Below are 25621 nucleotides of genomic sequence, written 5' to 3'. Positions count from 1 at the left end.
GCTTGGATCGAGTTACTTTTTGGCTGCCCGGCCCGCCCCCTTTGGATGCATCCCCCGGTATCCCCACCGAACGACACAGGACGAACTAAGCAGCGTTAGGATATCAACGGTAATCTAGAGCGCAAGCGGAATCTTTGCAGTGTTTAGATAATTTGCGAATTGGTCGCATGGGGGCTTTCAGAACGCTGTTCGCCCACCCATATGACGGGGTCGCCTCCCGCGATATCGACCACGCCTGACGCCGGGTCACGGTTGAAGGCCCTGTCGGTCGGCGCATACTGCTCCCAACGAACGAGATTGGGAGAGACGCCGTGGACTTCGCCCTGGACCAGAAGCTGGTCGACTATCTGGCCGAGCTGGACGCCTTCATCGAGGCGGAAATCATGCCCATCCAGCGCCGTGACGACAACGAGCGCTTCTTCGACCACCGCCGCGAGCACGCCCGCACCGACTGGGACAACAACGGCCTGCCCCGCAAGGAGTGGGAGGAACTGCTGGCCGAGGCCCGGGCCGTCGCCGACAAGGCCGGCCACCTGCGCTACGCCTGGCCCGAGGACATGGGTGGCAAGGCCGGCACCAACCTCGACATGGCCGTCATCCGCGAGCACCTGGCCGCCAAGGGGCTGGGCCTCTTCAACGACCTGCAGACCGAGCACAGCATCGTCGGCAACAACCCCTTCATCCTGATGTTCAAGGAGTTCGCCACCCCCGAGCAGATGGAGCGGGACGGCGAGAAGGTCCGCAGCGGCAAGATGCGCACCATCTTCGGCCTGACCGAGCCCAACCACGGCTCGGACGCCACCTTCATGGAGACCCGGGCGGTCCCGCACGTGAAGGACGGCAAGCCCGGCTGGCTGATCAACGGCGAGAAGATGTGGTCGACCGGCATGCATGTGGCGACCCACGGCATGATCTTCGCCCGCACCAGCGGCAAGGACGGCGATGCGCTGGGCATCACCTGCTTCATCGTCCCCGCCGACCAGATCAAGGTCGAGGAGTGGATGTGGACCTTCAACATGCCCACCGACCACCCCCGCGTCTCGCTGACCGACGTCTGGATTCCCGAGGACAGCTACTGGGGCCAGATCGACCGGGGCCTGGGCCTGGGTCAGTCCTTCGTCCACCAGAACCGCATCCGCCAGGCGGCCTCGAGCCTGGGCGCCGCCGTCTACTGCATAGAAGAGAGCGTCAAATACGCCCGCAAGCGCAAGCCGTTCGGCAAGCCGCTCAGCGACAACCAGGCCATCCAGTTCCCGCTCGTCGAGCTGGCCACCCAGTGCGAGATGCTGCGCCTCTTGATCCGCCAGACCGCCTGGCAGATGGACCGCATGGAGCACAAGCAGGTCGAGAAGGAACTCTCCGACAAGGTCTCGATGTGCAACTACTGGGGCAACCGCCTCTGCTGCGAGGCCGCCGACCGGGCCATGCAGGTGCATGGCGGCATGGGCTACAGCCGCCACAAGGCCTTCGAGCACATCTACCGCCACCACCGCCGCTACCGGATCACCGAGGGCTCGGAAGAGATTCAGATCCGTAAGGTCGCCGCCTTCCTGTTCGGCTATCTTGGCCCCAGGAAGAAACAGTTCGCGGAGCTGGGACTATGATCGAGGGTGGATGCCTTTGCGGGGCGGTGCGCTACACCGCGCCCGATCCCGTCATGCAGGCGGTCTGTCACTGCAAGAACTGCCAGAAGCAGGCGGGGACGGCCTATTCGGTGGTGATCGGCGTGCCCCGCGACGGGCTGAAGATCACCGGCGAGCCGAAGGTCTACGAGGATACCGGCGACAGCGGCGCCAAGGTGCTGCGCAAGTTCTGTCCCAATTGCGGCTCGCCCATCGTTTCCGAACCGTCGCCGGACTCGCCCCTGGTCTTCCTCAAGGCCGGGACGCTCGACGACACCAGCGCGGTGGCGCCGGGCGTCCATATCTACACCCGCAGCGCCATGGCCTGCACGGTGATCCCGGAGGGGACGCCGAAGTTCGAGACGATGCCGGGCTAGGTCAGACTCTCCAGCCAGCCCAGAATTCTCGGGGCCGCTCGCAGGATCGAGCCGTTGTGGTCGACGGGTCCGACATCGATGGCCCGCGCGTCGGCGCCTGACGCCTGGAACATCCGCGCCGTGGTCAGGGATTCCTGCGGAGCGACATCGCGATCGGCCGCGCCGTGGAAGAAGCGGACCGGCGCGCGCGGGGTGAAGTGGCTGACCTCGTTGGCCGCCAGCGCCTCCAGCAGCCAGTGCCGGCCGTCATGGTCGAAGGCGTCCAGGAAGCCGGGGCTGAACAGCTCGCGCGGGTTGGCGGGCAGGGCCGCGACGATGGCGTCCGGCTTGTGGGGCTGGTCATAGAGGCTGCGGGTCAGGGCCGCCATCGGCCCGGTCAGGGCGCTCTCCAGCGGCTGGCCGTAGCGGGCGGCCATGCCGCGGGCCAGATAGGACAGATAGAGCGAACACTGCGGCGCCCCGCCCTTCAGCGCCGCCCCCAGGCTGATGGTGCGCAGGTTGAAGGCGCCGGCGACCGGGGCGCTGCCCAGCACCGCCCGCCCGGCCGCTTCCAGCGCCTGCTGAGCCGCCAGGCAGGCATGGCCGCCCTGAGAGAAGCCGGTCAGGAACGGCGGCCTGTCCGGAACCCCGGCGATCCCCCGCGTGGCGTCCAGCAGGTCGATCACCGCCCGGGCGGTATCGTCGGCGGCATAGTAGGTGTGGGTCAGGCCCGACTGCCCCAGCCCCAGATAGTCCGGCGCCACGGTTGCGAAGCCATTGCCGGCGCAGAGGATGGCGGCCGCCACGCCCTCGGTGGAAAGGTTCGAGGGCACGTCGGCCCGTGTGGTGGTCGTGCCGTGCTGCCAACTCACCCGGCCCCGCGCCGGCCCGCCGCGCGGCAGGGCCAGCAGGCCGCTGAGCCGGATCGGCGTCCCCCGCGCGTCATGCGAGCCATAGCCGACCCGATAGCAGTCCACGGCATGGCGAACCCCCACCCCCTTGACCCCGGCCAGTTTCAGCAACGCCACGCTCTGCAGCCGGGAATAGGATTTCAGCGGGGTCAGGGCGACGTCGGACGGTGCGGTCAGGGACGGCGGCCTCGCGCAGCCCGCCAGGCCAGCCGCCGCCAATCCCGACAGGAAAGTCCTGCGCCGCATGAGATCACCCCCGCGCTAGTCCGGGGCAATCTGCTGACCCGCGGGGATTGGGTCAATTGCCAGCCGCTACTCCTCCCACAGCCCCGTCACCCCGCCCTTGCGGTTCAGCATGTGGGTGGCCCGCTTGATCACCTCCAGCAGCCGCCCGACCCGCTCCTCGCGGTCATAGGTGAAGTTCGCCCGCGCCATCCCTTCCAACAGGAACCGCGCCAGGTCCCGGCTGGCCTGGAACCTCGGCCCCGCCCCGGCGTGCAGCATCTTGAGGAAGTGATCGCCGATCTGCCCCCGGTCGAACTCGGCCTGGGCCGGGGCCAGCAACTCCGCCACCAGACGGTCCGACCGCGCCGCCGCCTCCAGCTCGGCGAAGGCGACGAAGACCGGCCTTTGCAGCAGGTCCCAGTAGGTCTCGATGGCGTGCTCGGTCACGTCGTTGCCGGGCGGCAGGCTGTCGGTGGCCTGGCGGAACAGCAGCGAGCGCTGGGCCTGGATGTGGGCGATCACCGCCGCCACCAGGGCCTCGCGGGTTTCGAAATGGTAGAGCATGGCCCCGCGGGTGATCCCCACGGCGTCGGCGACGGCGGCGTTGGTCAGGACCAGATAACCGGAGCGGGCGATCAGACTCACCGCCTCGTCGAGGATGCGGGCGCGGGTTCGGCGCGATTTGGGCGTGTCTCTCGGCTCAGCCATCCCCCTCGACTTAGGGGCCGCGATGTTGCGCCGCAACGCAAACCTCCCCCGTTTCATCAAAGCGACATGCAATCAGCCTAGCGCACGAGCCATCCGCGCCGGGGAGGCGCCCTCTGGGGGAAGCGCATGACCGACCAGGTCCGCCGCTATCGCACCGTCTTCATCTCCGACATCCATCTGGGCACGAAGGGCTGCCAGGCCGAACTGCTCCTCGACTTCATCAGGTCGATCGAATGCGAGACCCTCTATCTGGTCGGCGACATCATCGACGGCTGGAAGCTGAAGGGCGGCTGGTTCTGGCCCCAGGCCCATAACGACGTGGTCCAGAAGGTGCTGCGCCTGGCCCGCAAGGGGACCAAGGTCATCTATGTGCCGGGCAACCATGACGAATTCGGCCGCGGCTTCGCCGGCATGAAGTTCGGCGGCGTCACCGTGGTCAAGGACGCCATCCACAAGACCGCCGACGGCCGCCGCTTCCTGGTCACCCATGGCGACGAGTTCGACGGGGTGGTGATGCACGCCCGCTGGCTCGCCTTCGTCGGCGATTGGGCCTATAGAACCCTCCTGATGCTGAACACCTTGCTGAACCGGATTCGGCGACGCATGGGGCTGGGCTACTGGAGTTTGTCGGCCTATCTGAAGGTCAAGGTGAAGAACGCGCTTCAGTTCATCGAGAACTATGAAGAGGCCATTGCTGAAGAGGCCCGCCGCCGGCGCGTCGACGGCGTGGTCTGCGGGCATATTCACAAGGCCGAGATGCGCGATATCGGGGGCGTCCTCTACATGAACGACGGCGATTGGGTGGAAAGCTGCACGGCCCTGGTCGAGCACGCTGACGGCCGGATGGAAATCCTGCACTGGGCCAAGGAGCGATCCTGGTCGACCATCGACCGCAGGATGCCAATTCCTGCCGGGTCTGGCCTGGCGGAGCCCGCCGCCGCCTGATGCGCATACTGATTGCTACAGACGCCTGGGAGCCCCAGGTCAACGGCGTGGTCCGCACCCTCACCCGGGTGGTCGCCGAGATGCGCGAGGCCGGTCACGAGGTCGAGGTGATCCACCCCGAGCAGTTCCACACCGTGCCCCTGCCCACCTACAGCGAGATCAAGCTGGCGCTCGGCGCCTACGAGCCGGTGCAGGAACGCCTCAAGAGCTTCGAGCCCGAGGCCATCCATATCGCCACCGAAGGGCCCATCGGCCTGGCGGCCCGGCGCATCTGCCTGGAATGGAAGCTGCCCTTCACCACCAGCTACCACACCCGCTTCCCGGAATACGTCTCAGCCCGCCTGCCGCTGCCCCTGGCGGCCGGCTACGCCTACATGAAGTGGTTCCACAAGCCGTCCGGCCGGCTGATGGTGGCGACCCCGACCATGCAGGAGGAGCTGGAAAGCCACGGCTTTCGCAACATCTCGCCCTGGTCGCGGGGTGTGGACACCGAGCTCTTCCATCCGAAACTACGCGAGCCCGATATCTTCAAGGACCTGGCCCGTCCGATCTTCCTCAATGTCGGCCGGGTGGCCGTGGAGAAGAATATCGAGGCCTTCGCCAAGCTGGACCTGCCCGGCACCAAGGTCATCGTCGGCGACGGTCCCCAGCGCGAGGAACTGGCCGCCAAATATCCCGAAGTGGTGTTCACCGGCGCCAAGTTCGGCGAGGAGCTGGCCCGGCATTTCGCCTGCGCCGACGTCTTCGTCTTCCCCTCGCTGACCGACACCTTCGGCCTGGTGATCCTGGAAGCCATGGGCGCGGGCACCCCCGTCGCCGGCTTCTCGGCCCCGGGGCCCATCGACATCATCCCGGGTTCGAATGCGGGGGCCCTGGCGCCCGGCAAGGTCGACGGTCTGGCCGAAGCCTGCCTGGAATGCCTGAAACTGGACCGGGCGGTCGTGCGCAAATTCGCCGAGGGCTACAGCTGGAAGAGCTGCGCCGAGGAGTTCGTCAAGAACCTGCAGCCCTATCCCGAGCCGGAAAAAACCCGGTTCTGGCGGCGGCTGAGAAGGCTGGCGCGGTTGCGGCGGAAACCGAAAGCCGCCGCGTAACTCCTCTCCCTCTGGGAGAGGTCGACTCTGAGCGCGGTAGCGCGAAGAGCGGGTGAGGGCCTACCTGCAGCGAATGCCGGTGAACGCAGCAGCGGCTGAACCGCCGCAAGGCTCCCCCTCCGTGGGACACCGCCTTCGGCGTGTCCCTCGCTCCTCCTCGCAAGCGAGGAGGAGAGGCGCGAACCGCCCCTACAGCAACCGCGTCCGGATCGCCTGGCTCAGCAGGTCGATCCCCGACACCGCCACCACGATGACCAGCACGATGCAGCCGGTCTGGTCGTAGGCGAAGCTGTTGGTGGAATCGATCAGCACCTGGCCGATACCGCCGGCCCCGATCAGGCCGAGCACCGTGGCGGCGCGGCTGTTGCTCTCGAAGCGGTAGAGGGCGTAGCCGGTCCACAGCGGGGCCACCTGCGGCAGGACCCCCCAGGCGATTTCCTGCAGCTTCACCGCGCCGGTCGCCCGCACGCCCTCGACCGGACCCTTGTCGATGGATTCCACCGCCTCGGCGAACAGCTTGGCCAGCACGCCGCCGGTGTTGAACATCATCGCCATCACCCCGGCAAAGGGGCCCAGGCCCACGGCGGTGATGAAGATGACCGCCAGCACCAGGTCGGGAATCGACCGCACCAGGTCCAGAACCCGGCGCACGGGCTGCTGAATCCACACCGGCGTGATGTTACGGGCGCCCAGCAGGCCCAGCGGCACCGCCACTACGATGGCCAGGAAGGTGCCCCACAGCGCCATCTGGATCGTCTCCCACATCTTGGCGATGTAGAGCGGCCATTTGGCGGTCAGCAGCGCTTCCGGGAAGTCCGCGCGCATGGGGTTGAAGGGCGCGAAGAACTCCTTGGCGAAGCTCTGCATGTTGCCTGACCCGGAGAGCAGGTCAGGGAACTTGTTGATTTCGGCCGGTCCGAAGCTGACGATCAGCAGGACAGCCAGGCCGCCCCAGATCAGGACATCGAAGCCCCGGGCCGAAAGCGAGCGGGTGGGCGGAGAAAGGGCGGTCGTTTCCTGAGTCATGGCCGGCTCAGTTGGTCCCGCCCGGCGCCTTGGCGGCGGCGGCCGCGGCCTCGGCGTTGACGGCGTCCAGCGCCTTCTGAGCGGCGGCGACCCTGACCGGATCCTTGGCCTTCTGCGCCAGGCCCAGCTCCTCGCCGGCCTCCATCTTGCGGACGAACAGCAGGTGGGTGTCGTCGGCCGGTTTGAAGCCGCCGATGCTCAGCCTCTTCATGTTCTCGCGCTGCTTGGCGGCTTCCGGGGTGTCGCCCTGGCCGTAGGTCAGGAAGAACTGCCGCAGCTTCTCCTTCACCGCCGGGTCGAGGTCCTTGCGCCAGACGATGGGATCTTCCGGCAGGGTCTCGGACTGCCAGATCACCTTGAGCATGCCGGTCTGCTTGTCGCCGCGCGCCAGGCTCAGCTGCAGGGCGGTCGAGTTGCTGACCGCGACATCCAGCTTGCCATTGGCGACCGCGAACATGTTGGCCTGGTAGTTGGTGGCGGTCAGCACGGTCTTGAAGCACTCGGACGGATCGATGCCCGCCGGGGTGAAGAACAGCGCCATCGGGGCCAGATTGCCGGACGTCGACTTCACGTCACCCATGCCCAGGGTAAATTTCTTGTCGCACTTGAGCAGGTCGGCCGCCGTGATCGGGCTGTCCTTGCGCACGACGATGATCGAGCGGTAGCCGTCCGTCCCGGAGTCGTCGAAGGTGCGGGCGAACACCTCGCCGTTGGACCGGCGCACCGCGTCCAGCCCGGACCGGTTCGAGAACCAGCCCAGGTCGGTCTGCTTGAAGCGCATGGCCTCGATCAGCGCGCTGTAGCTGGAGGAGAAGAAGGGCTTCACCTTCAGGCCCGTCGACTTCTCCATGTCCAGCAGGATCGGATGCCAGTAGCTCTCCATGTTCTGGGCAGACTCGGTGGAGAGGATCGAGAAGGTCACCTCGTTCTTGGCGGCGGGCTTTTCGCCGCCGCCACAGCCCATCAGGACGGCGATCGACAGGGCGGCGGTGACGCCAAGCAGGGCGCGACGGATCATTGCGGGGCTCCTTCCCAGAAGACGTCTTCGAATTCCGGGCCGTAGATTTCAATCAGTTGGGTCTTGCCGAGGCTCGCCGGCGGACCGTCATAGACGATCTTGCCCGCCTTCAGCGCCACCACCCGGTCGCAGTAGCGCAGGGCGTAGTCGACCTGGTGCAGGGTGACGATGACGGTCAGGCCGTCTTCCCGGTTCAGGGCGCGCAGGATGTCCATCACCTTGCGGGCCGAGACGGGGTCCAGGCTGGCCACGGGCTCGTCGGCCAGAATGATCTTGGCCTTCTGAACCAGGGCCCGGGCGATGGCGCCGCGCTGCTGCTGGCCGCCCGACAGGGTGTTGGCCCGCTGGCCGGCATAGTCGGAGACCCCGACCCGGTGCAGGGCCTGCATGGCCGCGGCCTTGGTCTCGGCCGGCCACTGGCCCAGCATGCCGCGCCAGAAGCCGATCCGGCCCAGCGAGCCCAGGGCCACATTGCTGAACAGGGTCAGCCGGCCGACCAGGTTGAACTGCTGGGCGATGAAGCCGATGCGGATGCGGGCGTCGCGCACCTTGTCGCTGACCCGGCCCCGGTGCTGGACCTTGCCGCCGAACACGTCGATGGCGCCGTCGCCGCCGTCGATGGTCTGCAGACCGTCGATCGAGCGCAGCAGGGTGGATTTGCCGGACCCCGAGGGCCCGATCAGGGCGATCATCTCGCCCTTGGCGACGCTCAAGCTGACCTTGTCCAGCGCCCGGCGCTGGCCAAAGGTCTTGGAGATGTCGCGTATGGATAGGACGGCTTCCGACGTCATGGCTTTGCTGGAGACAACCCTTGCAGCGTGCGCGCCGCCAGGAGCGGCGAGGCGGGTGGACCTGTGTTCTTCGCATCGACGGACGGCTGTTAAGCCACTCTGTCCGATGGCGCTCTAGCACACAAGCAGGCCCCTGATGAAAGAGGCATGCGACGGTTTGATGACGCTGAGGGCCAGTGAGGCGAAATGTGGCGGGCCCGGCCCACAAACTGTCACATAAAAAAACTTTACATTGGGGGCCCCGACCCCTATTTCGCACGGCTCCGGCGGACCCCGTGTCCTATCTGCGCTGCTAACGCCGGTCTGGGTTCAACAATCTATGGGGGTTACGTGAATTGCACACGTACCATAAACCCCTGGACCTGGTCCGTGAGCGGTCTCCGGAACGTCCCGTCGCCCTTGTGCGACGAGATGCCGTAGCCGCAGCGGCGCGCTGGTTCCAGGACAAGTTTAAAGGCGAGATCCTCTATGCCGTGAAGGCGAACCCTTCACCGTGGGCGATCGAGACCTTGTACGCCAACGGCGTCACCGGATTCGACGTCGCGTCGGTTCCGGAAGTGAAGATCGTGGCCGAGCACGCCCCCGGCGCGCGCATGGCCTTCATGCATCCGGTCAAGAGCCGGCGGGCGATCTCGGAAGCCTATTTCGATTACGGCGTCCGCACCTTCGCCCTCGATACGCATGAAGAGCTGGCCAAGATCCTCGACGCCACGGGCGGCGCCAAGGACCTCAACCTCATGGTCCGCATGGCGGTCGATGCGGAAGGGGCCAACTTCTCGCTGTCCGGCAAGTTCGGCGTCGACGCCTTCCACGCCCCTGCCCTGCTGATGGCCACGCGCCGCGCGACCCAGGAGCTGATGGGCGTCTCCTTCCACGTCGGCAGCCAATGCATGCGCCCGACTGCCTACCAGGCCGCGATGGCCCAGGTCAGCCGCAGCCTCGTGCGCGCCGGCGTCTTCGCCGACGTGGTCGATGTCGGCGGCGGCTTCCCGAGCGTCTATCCCGGCATGATCCCGCCGGACATGGACGACTATTTCGCGGCCATCGAGCGCGGCTTCAACGAGATGCCCGTGTCGGAAACCACCGAGCTGTGGTGCGAGCCCGGCCGGGCCCTGGTCGCCGAATCGACTTCGCTGCTGACCAAGGTCGAGCTGCGCAAGGGTGACGCGCTCTATCTCAACGACGGCAGCTACGGCTCGCTGTTCGACGCCGCGCACGTCAAATGGCCCTTCCCGGTCAAGCTCTACCGCGGCGACGGCGAAGACGCCCATGAAGTCGAGGGCGAGCTGAAGCCCTACCGCTTCTACGGCCCGACTTGCGATTCGCTGGACCATATGCCGGGCCCGTTCTGGCTGCCCGGCGATGTGCAGGAAGGCGATTACATCGAGATCGGCATGATGGGCGCCTATGGCGTGGCCATGTCGAGCCGCTTCAACGGCTTTGGCGACACCGAGACCGTCGAGGTCCAGGACGCGCCGATGGCCTCGATGTTCGGCTTGGCCCGCCGTTCGATCCCGGCCCCGAAGACCGCGCAGCGCAGCAATGTCGTGCGGCTGTCGCGTCCCAAGGGCGGGAAACGTCGCCGCAAGTAGGCGTTTACAAGCTTAGAGATCCTCCAGGCCCGTCGCTCCGTCCGGGCCTGGAGTGATATTTTGGACGGGCGCTCATATCCAAAGGGAAACCTGAAGCGATGAACGCTCCCGTTCGCAACAACATCAAGGCCGAGCTGCTCTCCAACGTCGTCGAGCATGTCGACATCACCGCCTATGACGCCCGGCCGGTCATCGACGCCATGCGCAAGATGAGCTTCACCAGCCGCGACACCGCCCGCGCCGCCGACATCCTCAACATGGCCCTGGAAGACAGGACCTGCTCGCCCTGGCTGATCCTGGCCGGCTCGACCAGCGCCGGCGGCTGCATGCATGTCTACCGCGACATGGTGAAGTTCGGGATGATCGACGCGGTGGTCGCCACCGGCGCCTCGATCATCGACATGGATTTCTTCGAGGCCCTGGGCTTCAAGCACTATCAGGCCGCCGGCCCGGTCGACGACAACGTGCTGCGCGAGAACTATATCGACCGCATCTACGACACCTATATCGACGAGGAAGAGCTCCAGGCCTGCGACCACACCATCCTGGAGATCGCCAACCGCCTCGAGCCGCGCGGCTATTCCAGCCGCGAGTTCATCTGGGAAATCGGCAAGTGGCTCTCGGAAGGCAACGCCAAGAAGCCCGGCAGCCTGATCCAGACCGCCTATGAAGAGGGCGTGCCGATCTTCTGCCCCGCCTTCGTCGACTCATCGGCCGGCTTTGGCCTGGTCAAGCACCAGAAGGAGCGGGCCGCCGCCAGGCAGCCCTACCTGATGATCGACGCCGTGGCCGACTTCCGCGAACTGACCGACATCAAGATCGCCGCCGGCACGACGGGCCTCTTCATGGTCGGCGGCGGGGTTCCGAAGAACTTCGCCCAGGACACCGTGGTCTGCGCCGAGATCCTGGGCGTCGAGGCCGAGATGCACAAATACGCCGTGCAGATCACCGTCGCCGACGTCCGCGACGGCGCCTGTTCTTCCTCGACGCTGAAGGAGGCCGCGAGCTGGGGCAAGGTGGACACCACCTTCGAACAGATGGTCTTCGCCGAGGCCACCACGGTCGTGCCGCTGATCGGCTCGGACGCCTATCACCGGGGCGCCTGGAAGACCCGCGAGAAGCGCCGCTGGAACAAGCTGTTCGCGTAAAAGCCATCTGGCATAGCCCGAGCGCTTGGGCTTAGGCTGGGGTCCTCTTCGTGGGGGACCCCAGCATGCGCACCGCTCTCATCGCCACCCTGGCCGCCCTGGCCCTGACCGCCTGTGTTCCCAAGGTCGAGACCGAGGGCGGCGCCGCGGCCACCGCCGCCGCGGCGGCCCTGCCGGCCTACGCACCCGCCTATCCGGGCGCGACGATCGTCACGGCTTCCAAGACCACCGTCGGCGGCGTCCAGGCCGTGGGGGTCAGCTTCGCCACCACCGACACGCCCGAACAGGTCGTCGCCTTCTACAAGGGCAAGCTGGGGGCCAGCGGGCTGGGCCCGGTCAAGGAAATGAACCTGGGCATGGGCCAGATGCTCGTCGTCCAGGACGCCGCCACCGGCAAGAGCGTCCAGGTCATGGCCATGAAGGCCGGCGACCAGACCAGCATCCAGGTCACCCAATCCTCCGCCAAGCCGGAGAGCTGACCCATGCGCGCCCCCTTCGCCCTCTGCGCCGCCCTGCTCGCGGCAAGCCTCGCCGCCTGCGGCAAGCCGCCCGCCAAGGCGCCGGCCGCCACGGTCGCCGCCGGAACCGAGAGCGGCCAGGTGACGGTCAAGACCCCCGACGGCCAGGTCGCCGTCATCAAGGGCGGCGCGGCGGCCGTCGCCGCGGCGCCGGGCCGGGCCCCGCCGGCCTACGCCCCGACCTATCCGGGCGCGGCCGTCCTCTCGCGGATCGAAACCGGCGATGTCACCATCCTGCGCTTCACCACCAAGGACGCGCCCGACCAGGTCATGGCCTTCTATCGGGACGCCGCGGCCAAGGCCAAGGTGCCGGTCTCGGCCGACATGGACATGGGCGGCAGCAAGATGTTCGCCGCCGAGGAGGAGGGCGGGGCCCGCGGCATGCAGCTGACCGCCGCTGCGGCGAACGGCCTGACGACGGTGCAGCTGACCTACCACGCGCCCAAGGGGTGAGGGGTCACACAGGCATGGTTGATCCCCGGGGGTGACTTCCGGCATGGTCGCCGCCTGCCTCGGGAGGGAGCCGCCATGACGCCGCGCAACACCATCGCCACCATCGCCGCCGTAGTCCTGCTCGCCGGGGGTGGCGTCTGGGCGGCCTTCGCGGCCGACGCGCCCCCCGCCAGCTATCTGCCGGCCCCCCTGGACACCACCCACATCCTGCCCCCGGCCCCGACGGCGGGGACCAGCCGCTACGAGGCCGACCGCACCATCTTCCTGCAGACCCGGTCGCTGAAGGGCAGCGACCGCTGGACGATGGCCATCGGCGACGCCGATTCGGCCAGTATCCTGCAGCAGTTCAGCTGCTCGGCCGGGGTGACGCTGGACAAGGATACGGCGCCCAGGCTGGCCGCCCTGCTGCTGCACATCCGCAAGGACGTCGGCGATTCCACCAACGCCGCCAAGGACTTCTACAAGCGCCAGCGCCCCTTCCGGATCGACGAGGGCGAGACCTGTGTCGCCAAGCCCGACAGCCTGGACTATCCGTCCGGCCACGTGACCTGGGGCTGGTCGGTGGGGCTGATCCTGGCCGAGCTGCTGCCCGATCGCACGCCACAGATCCTGCTGCGGGCCCGGGCCATCGGCGAGAGCCGGGTGGTCTGCGGGGTGCACAACGCCAGCGCCGCCGAAGCCGGCCGCACCAACGCCTCGGCCGTGGTGGCCGCCCTGCACGGCCAGGACGCCTTCCGCAAGGACCTGGACGGGGTGCGCAAGGAGATCGCCGCCCTGCGCAAGACCGGCGCGGCGCCGGACGCCGGGATCTGCAAGGCCGAGGCCGACCTGCTGGCCAAAGACCCCTACTGATTCCTGATGGTCGCGCGCTAGCCGCCGCAACCGGTTCCCACTTGCGGCTATCGCGCTCCGCAACTTGCCTAGGGGGCCGCGCATCTCTACCTGAAGGGCATGGCGCACGACTGCGAGCATGAGCACGACGCCCGGGGGCTGGCTGGGGCCGCCCTCGGCCACGCCCTGCAGGACGCCGATGTCCGCTGCTCCACGGCCGGCGAGCGGCTGACCGCCCCGCGCAAACGGGTGCTGGAGCTGCTGCTGGCGGCCGGCCAGCCGGTGAAGGCCTACGACCTGATCGCCGCCTTCGGGGCCGACGGCGCCCCGGCCAAGCCGCCGACCGTCTACCGGGCCCTGGACTTCCTCTCCAAGCAGGGCTTCGCCCATCGCATCGAGAGCCTCAACGCCTATGTCGCCTGCCGGCGCGAGGCGGACGGGCACGCCGCCGCCTTCCTGATCTGCGACTGCTGCGGGGCGACCCGCGAAATCGAGCCGGCCGGCCTGGGCGAGATCCAATCCATCGCCGGTGAGGCTGGCTACGCCCTCTCCGGCGTCACGGTCGAGGCCCATGGCCTCTGCGGAGACTGCCGCACGTGACGACCTGGCCAGGCGTCGAGGTCTGGCGCGGGGGCGTCAACACCTGGGAATGCGACGAGATGGGGCACATGAATGTGCGCTTCTACGGCGTCGCGGCCATGCAGGGGCTGGCGGGACTGGCCGCCGAGCTGGGCATGCCCCAGGCCTTCGCCGCCGACGCCGGGGCCACCCTGATGGTCCGCGAGCAGCATATCCGCTTCATGCGCGAGGCCCGGGCCGGGGCGGCCCTCTACATGACCGCCGGGGTGGTCGAGATGGGCAAGGACGAGGCGCGGTTGCTGCTGCTGCTGGTCCATGCCGACACCGGCGCCCTGGCCGCCAGCTTCCAGATCGTGGTCGCCCATGTCACCGCCCGCGACGCCCGCCCCTTCCCCTGGCCGGCCCGCACCCGTGAGCGGGCGGCGGCCCTGACCGTCGCCGTGCCGAAAGAGGCCCAGGCCCGCGGCCTCTCGCTCGATCCGGTCAGGTCCAGGGCCAGCGTAGCCCGGGCCGACGAACTGGACCTCACCCGCATCGGCCTGGGCGCCTTCGCCCCGCAGGACTGCGACGTCTTCGGCCGGGCCGGGGCCGAGCAGTTCATCGGCAAGGTCTCCGACGGCGTCGGGACCCTGGTCCACGGCTTCCGCGCCACCGTGGTCGAACACGCCCCGCCCACCTCCGGCGAGATCGGCGGGGCGGTGGTGGAATACCGCCTGCTCTATCTGGACTGGCCCCGGGCCGGCGCCCGCTTCGACATCCGCTCGGGCCTGGTGGGGGCGAACGACAAGGTCATGCGCATGGTCCACTGGATGCTCGACCCCCAGAGCGGCAGGCCCTGGGGCGTCAGCGAGGTGGTGGCGGTGACGTTCGATCTGCAGACGCGCAAGGTGATCCCGATCACCGAGGCGGCGCATGCGGTGCTGATGGGGCAGGCGAAGGTCGGGCTGGCGCTCTAACCTGCCGGGGAAGCTGCGCCGGTCAGGGTAATTTCGGTGACAGTTTACTTTATTCGCCCTTGGATCACGGTCAGGCGTGAGGGGGCTCAGAGCGAATAAAGTAAACTGTCACCGAAATAGGCCGCCTACAGGGATGCCGCCTCCGTCAGTGCGTCGCGCACCAGATCCGGCCGTTCCATCGGCAGGAAGTGGCTGGTCCCTTCGATCGTCTCGATCCGCACATTGCCCGGCAGCCCCGCCGCCCGCTCGCCGATGTTGAAGGTCGAACCCGTTTCCGCCCGCAGGATGTGGATCGGGACGGTGATCTTCCCGAACGCGCTGAACACATTCCCCTGGGGCGAGGAGAAGTTGGCCGCCTCCCAGCCCGGGGTGCAGGTCAGGCCCACGCCCTCGGTGTTCTCCGTAAAGCCGTCCTGGACATAGTCGACCAGCATCGCCTCGGACCAGGTCTTGAACGCCCCGCGTCCCCGATAGGACTCCACGACATCCTGCCGACTGGCGAACTGGCCGCGCCGCCGCAGCGCCCCTCTAGCCAGCGGCGTATCCCGCAGGATCTCGGCCGAGACCGTCGCTGGCATCAGCACCGGATCGAACAGGGCCAGCGCCTTGACCGCTCCCGGCCGCTCGGCAGCGGCCATCAGGCTGGCCGCCCCGCCCATGGAATGGCCGCCCAGCACCAGGGGCGGGGCGTCCAGGGCGTCCAGGAGCGCGATCAGGTCGTCGCGGAAGCCGTACCAGCTGTTCTGGGCGCTCGGATCGGCCGGCAGGCTGGTCAGGCCGTGGCCGCGCTGGTCGACCGACAGGATGCGGTAGTCCTTGGCCAGCGGGGCCAGGATGGAGCGGTAGGTCAGGGCGTTGAAGCCGTTGGCGTGCAGGAAGAGGATGTCCAGCGGTCGCTCTTCGGGGCCCAGCTCGATGCCGGCGATCTCCCCGCCCGAAATGGCGATACGGCGGCGCCGATACGGAATCTGGTCGGCGTCCATGGCCATCCCCTCGTCTGGCCTTCGTCATGGCCGAACTGACGCGGCGTCAGCAACCCCAAACCCGTCATCCTGGGCCTTGTGCCCAGGATCCCGTGTTCCGCTCGCTGCAAAAGTAGCGGTTGAAACGCCGCGCTGGACGGCTGTCTGATCGTGCGGCGGAGAGCGGGATTCTAGGCACAAGGCCTAGAATGACGACGGAGGAGGAGCGAGCGCGGCGTCCCTTCCCCACTCTTGCCTTCCCCGGCGTCCAGCGCGGATGATGCAGGCAACGAGAGGAAACCACCGATGAACGCCATCACCGCCACCACCGAATTCACCTGTTTCGACGTTACGATCGAGGCCGGGGTCGCCCACATCGTCATGAAGCGGGCCGCCGAGATGAACACCATGAACAGGGCGTTCTGGAACGAGCTGCCGGTCATCGTGCGCGACATCAGCGACAATGCCCTGGCCCGCTGCATCGTCATCTCCTCGACCGGCAAGCATTTCAGCGCCGGCATGGACCTGTCGGTGTTCGACGGGGTCGGGGACAGCAGCGGCCGGCCGAAGGACCCGCACGTGGCCGGCGAGATGTTCCGCCGTCATGTCCATCAGCTGCAGGACGTCTTCTCGGTCCTGGACGAGGCCCGCATGCCGGTGATCGCCGCCATCCACGGCGCCTGTATCGGCGGGGCGGTCGACATGACCAGCGCCTGCGACATCCGCTACTGCAGCGCCGACGCCTATTTCTGCATCATGGAGATCAATATCGGCATGACCGCCGATGTCGGCACCTTCCCGCGCCTCTGCAAGCTGATCCCCGAGGGCTGGGTGCGCGAACTCGCCTATACCGGCCGGCGCCTGCCCGCCGAGCAGGCCAAGGCCATCGGCCTGGTCAACGAGGTGCTGCCCGACCACGACGCCGTGGTCGCCCACGCCCTGGCCACGGCCCGCGAGATCGCGTCCAAGTCGCCCCTGGCCGTCGCCGGTTCGAAGGTGATGATCAACTACGCCCGCGATCACACCATCAAGGACGGGCTGGACTATATCGCCGTCTGGCAGACCGGCATGTTCAGCGGCCCGCACATGGCCGAGACCTTCAAGGCCAAGGCCGAAAAGCGCGAGCCGGTCTTCCCGGACCTGATGCCGCTGCGCAAAGGCATGTAATCCCCAAGACCGATGCGGCCGAAACTGCAGCAAGGTTTTTGTCCACGAACAACACGAACAACACGAACAAGCTGAGCCGATCCCGCGCCCGACCCGGAGGGTCCTCAGATTCGATAGGCCTTCGGCCGAAGCCGCCTATGGCTCCGTTCGTGTTGTTCGTGTTGTTCGTGGACAAATCTTAAAAGGCAGAGACCCACCCGCAGCGCAGGCCGCAGATCAGACCTCCATCTCCGCCCCGCGCAGGTCGGCGCCGTCGAGCCTGGCCATGGCCAGGTCGGCTTCGAACAGCCGCACCCGGCGCAGGTCCGCGCCGCGCAGGTCGGCCCGGGCCAGGCGCGCGCCGGTCATGTCGGTGCGCAGGTAGCGGCCCTCGGCGATCATCAGCGGGCCGAGATTGGCCTCGCGCAGGTCGGCCCGGTCGAGCTGGGCCCGCATCAGCTTGGCGCCGCGCAGGTCGGCGCCCTTGAGGTTGACCCCGCGCAGGTCGGCCCCGGTGAGGTCGGCCCCCTGCAGATGGGCCCCCTCCATGTTCAGGCCGAAGAACACCGCCCCCGGCGCGGCCAGCCCTGTCAGCCGGCGGCCACGCAGCGTGCGGGCGGGGCGGAAATCGATGCCGACGGCCTTGGCGGCCTCGCCCTCGGCCCCGTCGGTGACGCAGAACCGCTCATGGGCGTCCAGCACGTCGCCCAGCGGCCGGTCGTCGACATAGACCACCGGCGGCGGACCGTGCAGGCTGCCGGTCAGGTCGGCCTTTTCGAGATTGGCCCCTTCCAGCTCGAGATCGACCAGAATGGCCCGGCGCAGCGAGGCGCCGCCCAGGTCGGTGTTGAACAGGCTCGCGCCGGTCATGTCGGCGCCGTCCAGGATCGCCTTGACCAGTCGCGCCCCGCCCAGCCGGGCGCCCTTGAGGTTGGCGTCCGACAGGTCGACGGCGATGGACTCGGAGGTCTGCACCCCGGTCAGGTTGGCCCCCTCCATCACCGCATAGTCCAGCTCGCCCTTGCGCCGGTCGTGGCGCAGGATGCGAAAGCCGTTGGTCATGTCCTGGGTGGCGATCAGCCCCTCGCGCAGGTCGGCGCCCGAGAGGTCGGCGCAGGAGAGGTTGGCGCCGCGCAGGCAGGCGCCGCGCAGGTCGGTCTTCAAGAGGCTGGCGTTGCGCAGGTCGGCGTCGCGCAGGTCGGCCCCGAACAGCACCGCCCCGTTCAGCCGCGCGCCGGAAAGATCGACGGCGTTCAGCCGGGCGGCGGTCAGGTCGGCCTCGGAAAGGTCGACCCCGGCCAGGACGAAGTTGCTGAGATCCGCATGGGCCAGATGCGCCCGCCGGCCGCCGGCCCGGCCGGTCAGATAGCGGCTATGGCCCTCGAGAACCTCCTTGAGGCCCGCATGGTCGAAGTTTCGAGACAGGCTGGCGGAGGTGGATGACATAGGGCGGAGAGGATGGCTCCTGCCCCTTAAAGAACGGTTCTTTTTCCAGAGACCAAAGGGGTGAATCGGTCCGGAACCGCTGTTTTTGGCACGGTAAACGCCGAAACCTCGCGGCTACAGCCAGCCCTTGCGCTTGAACCACCACAGCGGGATCAGCATCGAGACCAGCATCAGCCCGATGGCGAACGGATAGCCGCCCATCCAGTTCAGCTCGGGCATGTGTTTGAAGTTCATGCCGTAGATCGAGGCCACCAGGGTCGGCGGCAGGAAGACCACCGAGGCCACCGAGAAGATCTTGATGATGGCGTTCTGCTCGACATTGATCAGGCCGAGCGCCGCGTCGAGCAGGAAGGTGATGTCCCCCGACAACCGCCCGCCATGGTCGGCCAGGGACTGCACGTCCCGCTGCAGCGAGCGCAGCCGGCCGCGCTGCTCCTTGTCGCCCTCGAAGGCGTCGACCAGGCCGCTGTAGCCCAGGATGCGGGTCAGGCTGATCAGCGAGGCGCGGGTCTTGCCGTCCACCGACTGGGCCCGGCCCAGGCGCGTCAGCAGGGCCGAGAAGGCCTCGGTCTTGCCGGGCCGGCGGAAGATCTCCTGCGAGACCAGCTCCACCTCGGCCGAGGTCTCCTCCAGGATGTCGGCGACGCGGTCGATGATGGCGTCCAGCAGGCCCAGGAATACGCCGGTCCCGTCCTGGCAGACCTCGGGCTCGCGGCCCAGCTGGGCGGCGAACAGCTCGAAGGCGCCGGGCCGGTCGTAGCGGATGGTGATCAGCCGGCCCTTGAACAGCACGAAGGTCACCGGCGCCAGCACGGGGTTGTCGCTGGCGTGGGCCAGGACCACGGCGGTCATGAAGCTGGCCCCATGATCCTGATAGAGGCGTGAGGAGGTCTCGATCTCCTGCATGTCGTGCTGGGTGGGCAGCAGCAGGCTGGTGGCCGCCTCGATGGCCAGCTCCTCGTCGCGGGTCGGATTGACCAGGTCCAGCCAGACCGTATCGGCCGGCATGGCCCAGGAGGGGCCGACCTCGACCGGTTCGATCCGCGCCTGGCCGCGGCGCAGCAGGGTCAGCATGGAACAGCCTCTCGCATCCGCCGGACATGGCCCGGCGGCGTGTTGGCGTCAATCGCTGGAAGGAATCCTACTTGTCCGACTTGTCCGACTTGTCGCCGCCGCCGGTGGCCGCCTGGATCAGGGCGGCGAGGGCGTCGGTGGTGTCGGCCGCCTGGTTCAGGATTTGCATCGGCGCGGCGGACTGCACCACCTGGCTGGCGGCGGACTGCACGGCGGCGAAGGCGTTGTTCTGGGTGACGGCCAGGCGGGCGTTGAGCTGGGCCATCTGCAGGGCCTGGGCGTTCGGATAGATGAAGCCGTAGGTCGGGTAGGTGGTGGTGCCCAGATCGCGGATCGGGTCGTACCAGACCTTGACCTGGCTCCAGTCGCCGCCCGGCGAGACGTCGATGACGGTGACGTCCTTCTCGACCTGGCCCCGGGCGCCGCCGATCATCGACCAGTTGGCGTGGGTGATCTGGATGACGCGGTCGGTGACGATGCGGCTGACCACGGCCACGTGGCCCAGCTTCATGCGGTCGGTGGGACGGAAGCAGAGCACCGAGCCGACCTTGGGCGCGAAGCCCTTATCGTAGACGCCCGTCGCCTGGTCCCACCAGGTGCGGGCGTCGCCGAAGATCTGAATGCCGGACATCAGGCGCGCGAACGGCACGCACTGCCAATAGACGCCGGCGGCGGCCTGGGCAGCGGGAATGAGACTGAGCACCAATGCGGCGGCCAGGGAACCGATCTGGGTTCTGGTCCGTTGACGCATGCTGGTGGGCTCCCCCTGTTTCCGACGCAAGGGGGATACCCCTACTACGGCCGAATGAAAAGACTCTTTAAGCCGTCAGACGGCGACCGACTGTCGCGTCTTCCAGGCCCCGGCAATGAGTTTCATACGCTCCCGGGCCGGCTTCTCGACCAGATGATACGACAGCGCCGACAGTGGAACGATAGCTGCGAGGAAGATCAGCCACACGGGCAGTGGCAGTCTATCCCCTTCGAGATTCAACAGTCGGGCAGCGAGATTAACGAATAGAATCTTCCAGGGCACGCAGATCATGTAGGTCGAGTAGCTGATCTCACCCAGATACACGAAGACCGGCTGCGATCCGAAAGTCGAACCGTGCTGGGCCAGGCCCGCCAGGAAGAGGATCAGCCCGCCAAAACCGGCCACCATCAGGGGTCCGGGCGCTCCAAAAGAGGCGCCGATCAGCAATCCGGCGCCCATCAAAGCGGCGCCCAGGGCGGCCGAACGGGCGCTGCGGACCGCGCCGGCTCGCCATAATGTGAACATCGCGCAGCCCAGGGCGAAGCAGGGCACGATGCGCAGCGCGCCCCAACGAATCGTCGCCTCGGTCAGCGGAAACCCGGCCAGGGCCTGGAACAGCGGATAAAGGACGGCCAGGAAGGCCAGCGTCAGGCCCAGGGCCAGCCACGGCCTGTGGCGCAGCCGCCAGAAGGCCCAGGCGAAGGCCGGGAAGGTGACATAGGCGAACCACTCGGCCGAGATCGACCAGGCCGGATGGTTGAAGGCCGCGTCGGGGGCCAGGCCCCAGGCCTGCAGCATGAGCAGGTTGGCGGGCAGCGAGCGCCAGGACAGCAGGTTGTCGTCGACCGCGATACCGGCCGCCGTCGCCGCCACGGCCAGGGCGATCAGCCCGAACAGGGTGACGATGTGCAGCGGATAGACCCGCGCCAGCCGGTTCCACAGGAACGATCCATAGCGGAAACGGCCCTCGCCGAAGCTGGTCAGATAGACATGGCTCAGAATGAAACCCGACAGCACGAAGAACAGCTCGACCCCCAGCCCGCCCCGGGTGACGAAGGCCGGCGTGGCCGTCGTGGCCAGGTTTTCCCAGTAGGTGAACAGCACCACCCACAGCGCCGCGAAGAAGCGCAGCGAGGTCAGCGGACGGATATTGGCGGCGTCAGGCATGGCGGCCCCGTTTCATTTTCGGCCAGTTCCGCCGGACCCCAGCAAATCGCGCGCCACGCGAAATTTGCGAGAAGGCTTCAACCGTTCGCCCGATCCCCTAGATAGAGGGGTCATGCGTCAAAGGAGCCTCGCAGGAATTGATGGACAGTCTGTTGCATCTGGTCGCCGATCCCGCCGCCTGGCTCGCCCTGGTCACCCTGGTGGTCCTGGAGGTGGTGCTGGGGATCGACAACCTGGTCTTCGTGGCCATCCTCTCCAACAAGCTGCCCGAGCATCAGCGCACCAAGGCCCGGCGGATCGGTATCTCCCTGGCCCTGGTCATGCGGATCGTCCTGCTCTCGACCCTGGTCTGGCTGACCGCCCTGACCAAGCCGGTGTTCGATCTGGGCCTGACCGGACCGACCCATGACGGCGGCCACCCGACCTTCGAGACCGCCTTTTCCTGGCGCGACCTGATCCTCATCGCCGGCGGCCTCTTCCTGCTCTGGAAGGCCACGCGGGAAATCCACCATGCCGTCGACCCCGCGCCGCAGGAGGGCGACCCGGGGTTCACCAAGGCGGTGGTCCAGAACTTCGGCGCGGCCATCGTCCAGATCCTCATGCTGGACATCGTCTTCTCGATCGACTCGATCCTCACGGCCGTGGGCATGACCGACGACCTGCCGATCATGATCACCGCGGTGATCCTGGCGGTGATCATGATGCTGATCGCCGCCGACCCGCTGTCGAACTTCATCAACGCCAACCCGACCGTGGTCATGCTGGCCCTGGGGTTCCTGCTGATGATCGGCGCGGTGCTGATCGCCGACGGTTTCGGCGTGCATGTCCCCAAGGGCTACATCTACGCGGCGATGGCGTTTTCAGGCGGGGTGGAAGGGCTGAACATGTTGGCGAGGGCAAGGCGGGCGAAGGCGGCGCAGGATCCGACGGAGCTGTAGAAGCCTTCCCCCTCGATGGGAGGCTATCGCGCCTGGAATTTCGATGAGCCGGTCCGCGAAAATCCTCCCCCGGAGGGGGAGGGGGACCATGCGGAGCATGGTGGAGGGGGTTTACGCTGCCGCTGAGCGTCAGGAGAGAATGCGGCGGATCGGCTGAGGACTTGCTTTCGGGCGTGGTCGGCGGCGGCAACCCCCTCCACCACCCTCCGGGCGGTCCCCCTCCCCCTCCGGGGGAGGATTTGCGGAGAACCTCTCGGCCCGTTCTCCATGCGCTCTTGGATGGGAAGCGCTAGAGGAAGCTGTAGGGATCCACGTCAAACACCGCCCGCACCGAACTCGGGACCTTCACCCGCGCCCGCCAGGCCGACAAAAACGCCTGCAGGTCCACCGACCGGTCGGCCCGCACCAGCAGCCGCTTCCTACGCCGCCCCCGCACCAACGCCAGAGGCGCATCGGCCGGGCCGAACACCTCAACTCCCTCGGCATTGGGAACCGCCGCCGCCAGGGCCCGCACATAGTCCTCCAGCACCACCGGATCGGTTCCCGAGGCGATCACCGCCGCCAGCCTCCCGAACGGCGGCAACCCCGACAGCTCCCGCGCCGTCATCTCGGCCTCGATGAAGGCGTCGCGGTCCTGGGCCGCCAGGGCCTGCATGACCGGGTGGTCCGGGGCATAGGTCTGCAGCATGGCCCGGCCCGGCCGTTCCTTGCGCCCCGCCCGGCCCGAGGCCTGGGCCAGCAGCTGGAAGGTCCGCTCTCCGGCCCGCAAATCCCCGCCGCGCAGGCCGAGGTCCGCGTCCACCACCCCCACCAGGGTCAGGTTCGGGAAGTTGTGGCCCTTGGCCGCCGCCTGGGTGGCCACCAGGATGTCGATCCGCCCATCCTCCATCGCCCCGACCAGCTCACGCGCCGCCTCGGCGCTCTCGACGGTGTCGGAGCTGAAGACGGCGATGCGGGCGTCGGGGAAAAGGCTGCGCGCCTCTTCCTCCACCCGCTCCACGCCCGGTCCCACGGCGACCAGGCTGTCCTGCGCCCCGCAATGGGGGCAGCGGTCGGGCTTGGGCATGGAAAAGCCGGTCAGGTGGCAGACCAGCCGGCCGGTATAGCGGTGCTCGACCAGCCAGCTGTCGGTGTCCGGCGCGGTCATCCGCTCGCCGCAGGCCCGGCACAGCACCAGCGGCGCATAGCCCCGGCGGTTGAGGAACAGCAGCACCTGCTCGCCGCGCTCCAGGGTCTCGATCATGGCGTGGACCAGCGGCGCCGACAGCCAGCGGCCGGTCTCGGGCGGGGTCTCGCGCAGGTCGATCAGCGACACGTCCGGCATCTGGGCCACGCCGTGCCGCTGGTTCAGCTTCAGCCAGCGATAGCGGCCCTGCTGGGCGTTCCACAGGCTCTCCAGCGAGGGCGTCGCCGAGGCCAGGATAATGGCCGCCTTCTCCAGATGGGCCCGGGCCACCGCCAGGTCGCGGGCCTGGTAGATGAAGCCCTCCTCCTGCTTGAAGGAGGCGTCGTGCTCCTCGTCGACCACGATCAGCTTCAGATGCGCGAAGGGCAGGAACAGCGCCGACCGCGCCCCGACCACGATCCGGCAGCGGTTCGCCTGCACCGCTTCCCAGGTCCGCCGGCGGCGGGGCGGGGGCACGGCGCTGTGCCACTCGGCCGGGGCGACCCCGAACCGCTGCTCAAAGCGGGCCAATACCGCCTGGGTCAGGGCGATCTCGGGCAGCAGCACCAGCACCTGGGCGTCGGGGTCAGCGGCCAGAACGGCGGCGACGGCCTCCAGATAGACCTCGGTCTTGCCCGACCCGGTCACCCCGTCGAGCAGGGCGGCCTGGAAGCCGCCCTCTGCGATCATCCCGGTGAGGGCGTCGGCGGCGGCCCGCTGGCTGGGGTTCAATGTCGCGCCGGGCAGGCCAAGGTCGGGCGGGTCGAAGGCCGCGGGCGTCTCGACCAACCGCAGTTCCAGCACCCCTTCCTCGACCAGTCCCTTGATCACCCCGGCCGAGACACCGGCCGCGGCAGCCAGGGCCGGCGGGGCCAGATGATCCTGGGCCGCGTCCAGCACCCGCTGGCGGGCGGGCGTCATCCGGGCCGGCTGGGTTCCGGTCAGGACCAGCTGCTTCTCAGGCTTGGGCTTGGGCGCCCTTAGCCCCCGCAGCGCCATGGCCAGCGGCCAGGCCGGGGCGTCGACCGCATAGCGCGCCGCCCACTGCACGAAGGCCAGGGTGCTGGCCGGCAGGGGCGGATCGGCCAGCTTCTCGATCACCGGCTTGAGCGGCCGGTTATGCCCCGCGCCGTCTCGCACCGAGACCACCACGCCCCGCATCACCCGGGGCCCCAGCGGCACGGCCACCTGGTCGCCGACCTCCAGGCCCATGCCCTCCGGCTCGGCATAGTCGAACGGTTCGGGGAGCGGCATGGGGATGAGGACGGCGGCTATGCGGGGCATGGCTGCCCCTTGCTTCTCCCTTCCTCCTCGATGGAGGAAGGGCGGGGATGGTGGTGGTGGCAGTGCGCTTCCGGAAGAATGCGGGGAGGCGACCACGCCACCCCCCACTTTTCGCCCATGTCCCGAGCCCTCACCACCAACCCTGCCCTTCCTCCATCGAGGAGGAAGGGTTCCGGTGCGGCTGTCGCTGATTCGCCAAGAAGGTGGCTCCCGCTTCTCCGAACCGCTAAAACCCCCAGCCCAACCCCAAAGGCCCGACCGATGCAGCTCTTCCTCGACACCACCGACACCGCCGTCCTCGCCGAGCTGGCGAAAACCGGTCTGGTGGACGGCGTGACCACCAATCCTACGCTGATCGCCAAGTCGGGACGTCCCATGCTGGAGGTCATCGCCGAGATTTGCGGTCTCGTCGAGGGCCCGGTGAGCGCCGAGGTCGCCGCCATGGACGCCCCGACCATGCTGGAGGAGGGCCGCAAGCTCGCCGCGGTCGCCACCAATGTGGTGGTCAAGGTGCCGCTGACCAAGGAAGGCCTGATCGCCACGGCCGAATTCGCCCGCGAAGGCATCCAGACCAACGTCACCCTCTGCTTCTCGGCCGCCCAGGCCCTGCTGGCCGCCAAGGCCGGCGCCACCTACATCTCGCCCTTCCTGGGCCGGCTGGACGACCACGGGGCCGACGGCATGGGGCTGATCCAGGAGATCCGCACCATCTACGACAACTACGATTTCGACACCGAAATCCTCGCCGCCTCGATCCGCACCGCGCAACACGTCACCCAGGCGGCCCTGCTGGGCGCCGACTGCGCCACCATCCCGCCGGCGACTTTCGACGCCCTCTTCAAGCACCCGTTAACCGACAAGGGTCTTGAACAGTTCATGGCGGACTGGGCCAAGACGGGTCAGTCCATCCTCTAG

Annotated in this window: 25 protein-coding genes; 14 read left to right on the top strand and 11 right to left on the bottom strand. The window is 68.0% G+C overall.

What is annotated here, in order from left to right; all coding sequences use genetic code 11:
* The first annotated feature begins 311 nt into the window (after positions 1 to 311).
* Together QO010_RS20385 and QO010_RS20380 are read left to right on the top strand one after the other, a co-directional pair.
* Positions 312 to 1604, top strand: coding sequence for an acyl-CoA dehydrogenase family protein (locus tag QO010_RS20385; RefSeq protein WP_307352290.1), 1293 nt, complete (start codon positions 312 to 314; stop codon positions 1602 to 1604).
* Positions 1601 to 1999 carry a GFA family protein gene (locus QO010_RS20380; protein WP_307352288.1) on the top strand — a complete coding sequence of 133 codons (399 nt, stop codon included), beginning with the start codon at positions 1601 to 1603 and terminating at the stop codon, positions 1997 to 1999. The genes QO010_RS20385 and QO010_RS20380 overlap by 4 nt, the downstream gene beginning before the upstream one ends.
* Here QO010_RS20380 and QO010_RS20375 read toward each other — a convergent pair.
* Entirely contained in the window at positions 1996 to 3135 is a 1140-nt protein-coding gene (locus tag QO010_RS20375; protein WP_307352285.1) for an alpha/beta hydrolase, read from the bottom strand. The genes QO010_RS20380 and QO010_RS20375 overlap by 4 nt on opposite strands.
* Before the next feature lie 66 nt (positions 3136 to 3201).
* Complete coding sequence (locus QO010_RS20370) at positions 3202 to 3822, bottom strand: TetR/AcrR family transcriptional regulator (protein ID WP_307352283.1); 621 nt, start codon at positions 3820 to 3822, stop codon at positions 3202 to 3204.
* A 126-nt stretch (positions 3823 to 3948) separates the two neighbouring features.
* On the opposite strand from QO010_RS20370, the gene QO010_RS20365 reads away from it, so the two are divergent.
* The gene (locus QO010_RS20365) at positions 3949 to 4767 is read left to right on the top strand and encodes a UDP-2,3-diacylglucosamine diphosphatase (protein ID WP_307352281.1); all 819 of its coding nucleotides are present in this window, start codon (positions 3949 to 3951) and stop codon (positions 4765 to 4767) included.
* Entirely contained in the window at positions 4767 to 5861 is a 1095-nt protein-coding gene (locus tag QO010_RS20360) for a glycosyltransferase family 4 protein (RefSeq protein WP_307352279.1), read from the top strand. The genes QO010_RS20365 and QO010_RS20360 overlap by 1 nt, the downstream gene beginning before the upstream one ends.
* Positions 5862 to 6050: 189 nt before the next feature.
* On the opposite strand, the gene phnE is transcribed toward QO010_RS20360, so the two are convergent.
* The 3 genes from phnE to phnC are packed head-to-tail and all read right to left on the bottom strand — an operon-like array spanning position 6051 to position 8696.
* Positions 6051 to 6887: a phosphonate ABC transporter, permease protein PhnE gene (gene phnE / locus QO010_RS20355; RefSeq protein ID WP_307352277.1), complete on the bottom strand. Its 837-nt coding sequence runs from the start codon at positions 6885 to 6887 to the stop codon at positions 6051 to 6053.
* 7 nt (positions 6888 to 6894) lie between these two features.
* Complete coding sequence (phnD, locus tag QO010_RS20350; protein WP_307352275.1) at positions 6895 to 7905, bottom strand: phosphate/phosphite/phosphonate ABC transporter substrate-binding protein; 1011 nt, start codon at positions 7903 to 7905, stop codon at positions 6895 to 6897.
* Positions 7902 to 8696: a phosphonate ABC transporter ATP-binding protein gene (phnC, locus tag QO010_RS20345; RefSeq protein ID WP_307352274.1), complete on the bottom strand. Its 795-nt coding sequence runs from the start codon at positions 8694 to 8696 to the stop codon at positions 7902 to 7904. Before phnC ends, phnD begins: the two co-directional genes overlap by 4 nt.
* Before the next feature lie 335 nt (positions 8697 to 9031).
* On the opposite strand from phnC, the gene QO010_RS20340 reads away from it, so the two are divergent.
* From QO010_RS20340 to QO010_RS20310, 7 genes are all read left to right on the top strand, one after another.
* Positions 9032 to 10288, top strand: coding sequence for a type III PLP-dependent enzyme (locus QO010_RS20340; protein WP_307352272.1), 1257 nt, complete (start codon positions 9032 to 9034; stop codon positions 10286 to 10288).
* Between the two features lie 98 nt (positions 10289 to 10386).
* A complete protein-coding gene (locus tag QO010_RS20335; RefSeq protein ID WP_307352270.1) occupies positions 10387 to 11436 on the top strand; it encodes a 1,9-bis(guanidino)-5-aza-nonane synthase in 1050 nt (349 codons plus the stop codon).
* Between the two features lie 65 nt (positions 11437 to 11501).
* A complete protein-coding gene (locus QO010_RS20330; RefSeq protein WP_307352268.1) occupies positions 11502 to 11915 on the top strand; it encodes a hypothetical protein in 414 nt (137 codons plus the stop codon).
* Between the two features lie 3 nt (positions 11916 to 11918).
* Positions 11919 to 12407 carry a hypothetical protein gene (locus QO010_RS20325; protein WP_307352266.1) on the top strand — a complete coding sequence of 163 codons (489 nt, stop codon included), beginning with the start codon at positions 11919 to 11921 and terminating at the stop codon, positions 12405 to 12407.
* A gap of 75 nt (positions 12408 to 12482) precedes the next feature.
* Complete coding sequence (locus QO010_RS20320; protein ID WP_307352261.1) at positions 12483 to 13259, top strand: acid phosphatase; 777 nt, start codon at positions 12483 to 12485, stop codon at positions 13257 to 13259.
* A gap of 99 nt (positions 13260 to 13358) precedes the next feature.
* A complete protein-coding gene (locus QO010_RS20315) occupies positions 13359 to 13838 on the top strand; it encodes a transcriptional repressor (protein WP_307352260.1) in 480 nt (159 codons plus the stop codon).
* Entirely contained in the window at positions 13835 to 14773 is a 939-nt protein-coding gene (locus tag QO010_RS20310; RefSeq protein ID WP_307352257.1) for a thioesterase family protein, read from the top strand. The genes QO010_RS20315 and QO010_RS20310 overlap by 4 nt, the downstream gene beginning before the upstream one ends.
* A 125-nt stretch (positions 14774 to 14898) precedes the next feature.
* On the opposite strand, the gene QO010_RS20305 is transcribed toward QO010_RS20310, so the two are convergent.
* Complete coding sequence (locus tag QO010_RS20305) at positions 14899 to 15756, bottom strand: alpha/beta fold hydrolase (protein WP_307352255.1); 858 nt, start codon at positions 15754 to 15756, stop codon at positions 14899 to 14901.
* A gap of 285 nt (positions 15757 to 16041) precedes the next feature.
* Here QO010_RS20305 and QO010_RS20300 point away from each other — a divergent pair, with 285 nt between their 5' ends.
* Complete coding sequence (locus QO010_RS20300) at positions 16042 to 16902, top strand: crotonase/enoyl-CoA hydratase family protein (protein WP_307352253.1); 861 nt, start codon at positions 16042 to 16044, stop codon at positions 16900 to 16902.
* A 216-nt stretch (positions 16903 to 17118) separates the two neighbouring features.
* Here QO010_RS20300 and QO010_RS20295 read toward each other — a convergent pair whose 3' ends face one another.
* The 4 genes from QO010_RS20295 to QO010_RS20280 form a co-directional block, all read right to left on the bottom strand.
* Positions 17119 to 18327, bottom strand: coding sequence for a pentapeptide repeat-containing protein (locus tag QO010_RS20295; protein ID WP_307352251.1), 1209 nt, complete (start codon positions 18325 to 18327; stop codon positions 17119 to 17121).
* A gap of 114 nt (positions 18328 to 18441) precedes the next feature.
* Entirely contained in the window at positions 18442 to 19401 is a 960-nt protein-coding gene (locus tag QO010_RS20290; protein ID WP_307352249.1) for a magnesium transporter CorA family protein, read from the bottom strand.
* A gap of 67 nt (positions 19402 to 19468) precedes the next feature.
* Positions 19469 to 20152 (bottom strand): CHAP domain-containing protein, encoded by a 684-nt coding sequence (locus tag QO010_RS20285; RefSeq protein WP_307352247.1) that lies wholly within the window; start codon positions 20150 to 20152, stop codon positions 19469 to 19471.
* Between the two features lie 75 nt (positions 20153 to 20227).
* Positions 20228 to 21319, bottom strand: coding sequence for an acyltransferase family protein (locus QO010_RS20280; RefSeq protein WP_307352245.1), 1092 nt, complete (start codon positions 21317 to 21319; stop codon positions 20228 to 20230).
* Between the two features lie 140 nt (positions 21320 to 21459).
* Between QO010_RS20280 and QO010_RS20275 the strand changes: the two genes are divergently transcribed.
* Positions 21460 to 22257 (top strand): TerC family protein, encoded by a 798-nt coding sequence (locus QO010_RS20275; RefSeq protein WP_307352243.1) that lies wholly within the window; start codon positions 21460 to 21462, stop codon positions 22255 to 22257.
* 289 nt (positions 22258 to 22546) lie between these two features.
* Here the strand turns inward: QO010_RS20275 and QO010_RS20270 are convergent, their stop codons facing one another.
* Entirely contained in the window at positions 22547 to 24706 is a 2160-nt protein-coding gene (locus QO010_RS20270) for a primosomal protein N' (protein WP_307352241.1), read from the bottom strand.
* Between the two features lie 261 nt (positions 24707 to 24967).
* Here QO010_RS20270 and fsa point away from each other — a divergent pair, with 261 nt between their 5' ends.
* Entirely contained in the window at positions 24968 to 25621 is a 654-nt protein-coding gene (gene fsa, locus QO010_RS20265; RefSeq protein ID WP_307352239.1) for a fructose-6-phosphate aldolase, read from the top strand.

The organism is Caulobacter ginsengisoli, from assembly GCF_030814835.1.
Lineage (GTDB): Bacteria > Pseudomonadota > Alphaproteobacteria > Caulobacterales > Caulobacteraceae > Caulobacter > Caulobacter ginsengisoli.
Note: the sequence above shows the minus strand (reverse complement) of the source record. Positions and strands in the feature narration are given on the sequence as shown.

What these genes read in the sequence shown, in the direction of transcription:
- QO010_RS20335 (WP_307352270.1), top strand. Translation starts at nt 10,387, where the DNA reads ATGAACGCTCCCGTTCGCAACAACATCAAGGCCGAGCTGCTCTCCAAC.
- QO010_RS20320 (WP_307352261.1), top strand. Translation starts at nt 12,483, where the DNA reads ATGACGCCGCGCAACACCATCGCCACCATCGCCGCCGTAGTCCTGCTC.
- QO010_RS20360 (WP_307352279.1), top strand. Translation starts at nt 4,767, where the DNA reads ATGCGCATACTGATTGCTACAGACGCCTGGGAGCCCCAGGTCAACGGC.
- phnE (WP_307352277.1), bottom strand. Translation starts at nt 6,887, where the DNA reads ATGACTCAGGAAACGACCGCCCTTTCTCCGCCCACCCGCTCGCTTTCG.
- QO010_RS20295 (WP_307352251.1), bottom strand. Translation starts at nt 18,327, where the DNA reads ATGTCATCCACCTCCGCCAGCCTGTCTCGAAACTTCGACCATGCGGGC.
- QO010_RS20375 (WP_307352285.1), bottom strand. Translation starts at nt 3,135, where the DNA reads ATGCGGCGCAGGACTTTCCTGTCGGGATTGGCGGCGGCTGGCCTGGCG.
- QO010_RS20280 (WP_307352245.1), bottom strand. Translation starts at nt 21,319, where the DNA reads ATGCCTGACGCCGCCAATATCCGTCCGCTGACCTCGCTGCGCTTCTTC.
- QO010_RS20380 (WP_307352288.1), top strand. Translation starts at nt 1,601, where the DNA reads ATGATCGAGGGTGGATGCCTTTGCGGGGCGGTGCGCTACACCGCGCCC.
- fsa (WP_307352239.1), top strand. Translation starts at nt 24,968, where the DNA reads ATGCAGCTCTTCCTCGACACCACCGACACCGCCGTCCTCGCCGAGCTG.
- QO010_RS20305 (WP_307352255.1), bottom strand. Translation starts at nt 15,756, where the DNA reads ATGGACGCCGACCAGATTCCGTATCGGCGCCGCCGTATCGCCATTTCG.
- QO010_RS20300 (WP_307352253.1), top strand. Translation starts at nt 16,042, where the DNA reads ATGAACGCCATCACCGCCACCACCGAATTCACCTGTTTCGACGTTACG.
- QO010_RS20270 (WP_307352241.1), bottom strand. Translation starts at nt 24,706, where the DNA reads ATGCCCCGCATAGCCGCCGTCCTCATCCCCATGCCGCTCCCCGAACCG.
- phnC (WP_307352274.1), bottom strand. Translation starts at nt 8,696, where the DNA reads ATGACGTCGGAAGCCGTCCTATCCATACGCGACATCTCCAAGACCTTT.
- QO010_RS20370 (WP_307352283.1), bottom strand. Translation starts at nt 3,822, where the DNA reads ATGGCTGAGCCGAGAGACACGCCCAAATCGCGCCGAACCCGCGCCCGC.
- QO010_RS20275 (WP_307352243.1), top strand. Translation starts at nt 21,460, where the DNA reads ATGGACAGTCTGTTGCATCTGGTCGCCGATCCCGCCGCCTGGCTCGCC.
- phnD (WP_307352275.1), bottom strand. Translation starts at nt 7,905, where the DNA reads ATGATCCGTCGCGCCCTGCTTGGCGTCACCGCCGCCCTGTCGATCGCC.
- QO010_RS20325 (WP_307352266.1), top strand. Translation starts at nt 11,919, where the DNA reads ATGCGCGCCCCCTTCGCCCTCTGCGCCGCCCTGCTCGCGGCAAGCCTC.
- QO010_RS20330 (WP_307352268.1), top strand. Translation starts at nt 11,502, where the DNA reads ATGCGCACCGCTCTCATCGCCACCCTGGCCGCCCTGGCCCTGACCGCC.
- QO010_RS20315 (WP_307352260.1), top strand. Translation starts at nt 13,359, where the DNA reads ATGGCGCACGACTGCGAGCATGAGCACGACGCCCGGGGGCTGGCTGGG.
- QO010_RS20290 (WP_307352249.1), bottom strand. Translation starts at nt 19,401, where the DNA reads ATGCTGACCCTGCTGCGCCGCGGCCAGGCGCGGATCGAACCGGTCGAG.
- QO010_RS20365 (WP_307352281.1), top strand. Translation starts at nt 3,949, where the DNA reads ATGACCGACCAGGTCCGCCGCTATCGCACCGTCTTCATCTCCGACATC.
- QO010_RS20285 (WP_307352247.1), bottom strand. Translation starts at nt 20,152, where the DNA reads ATGCGTCAACGGACCAGAACCCAGATCGGTTCCCTGGCCGCCGCATTG.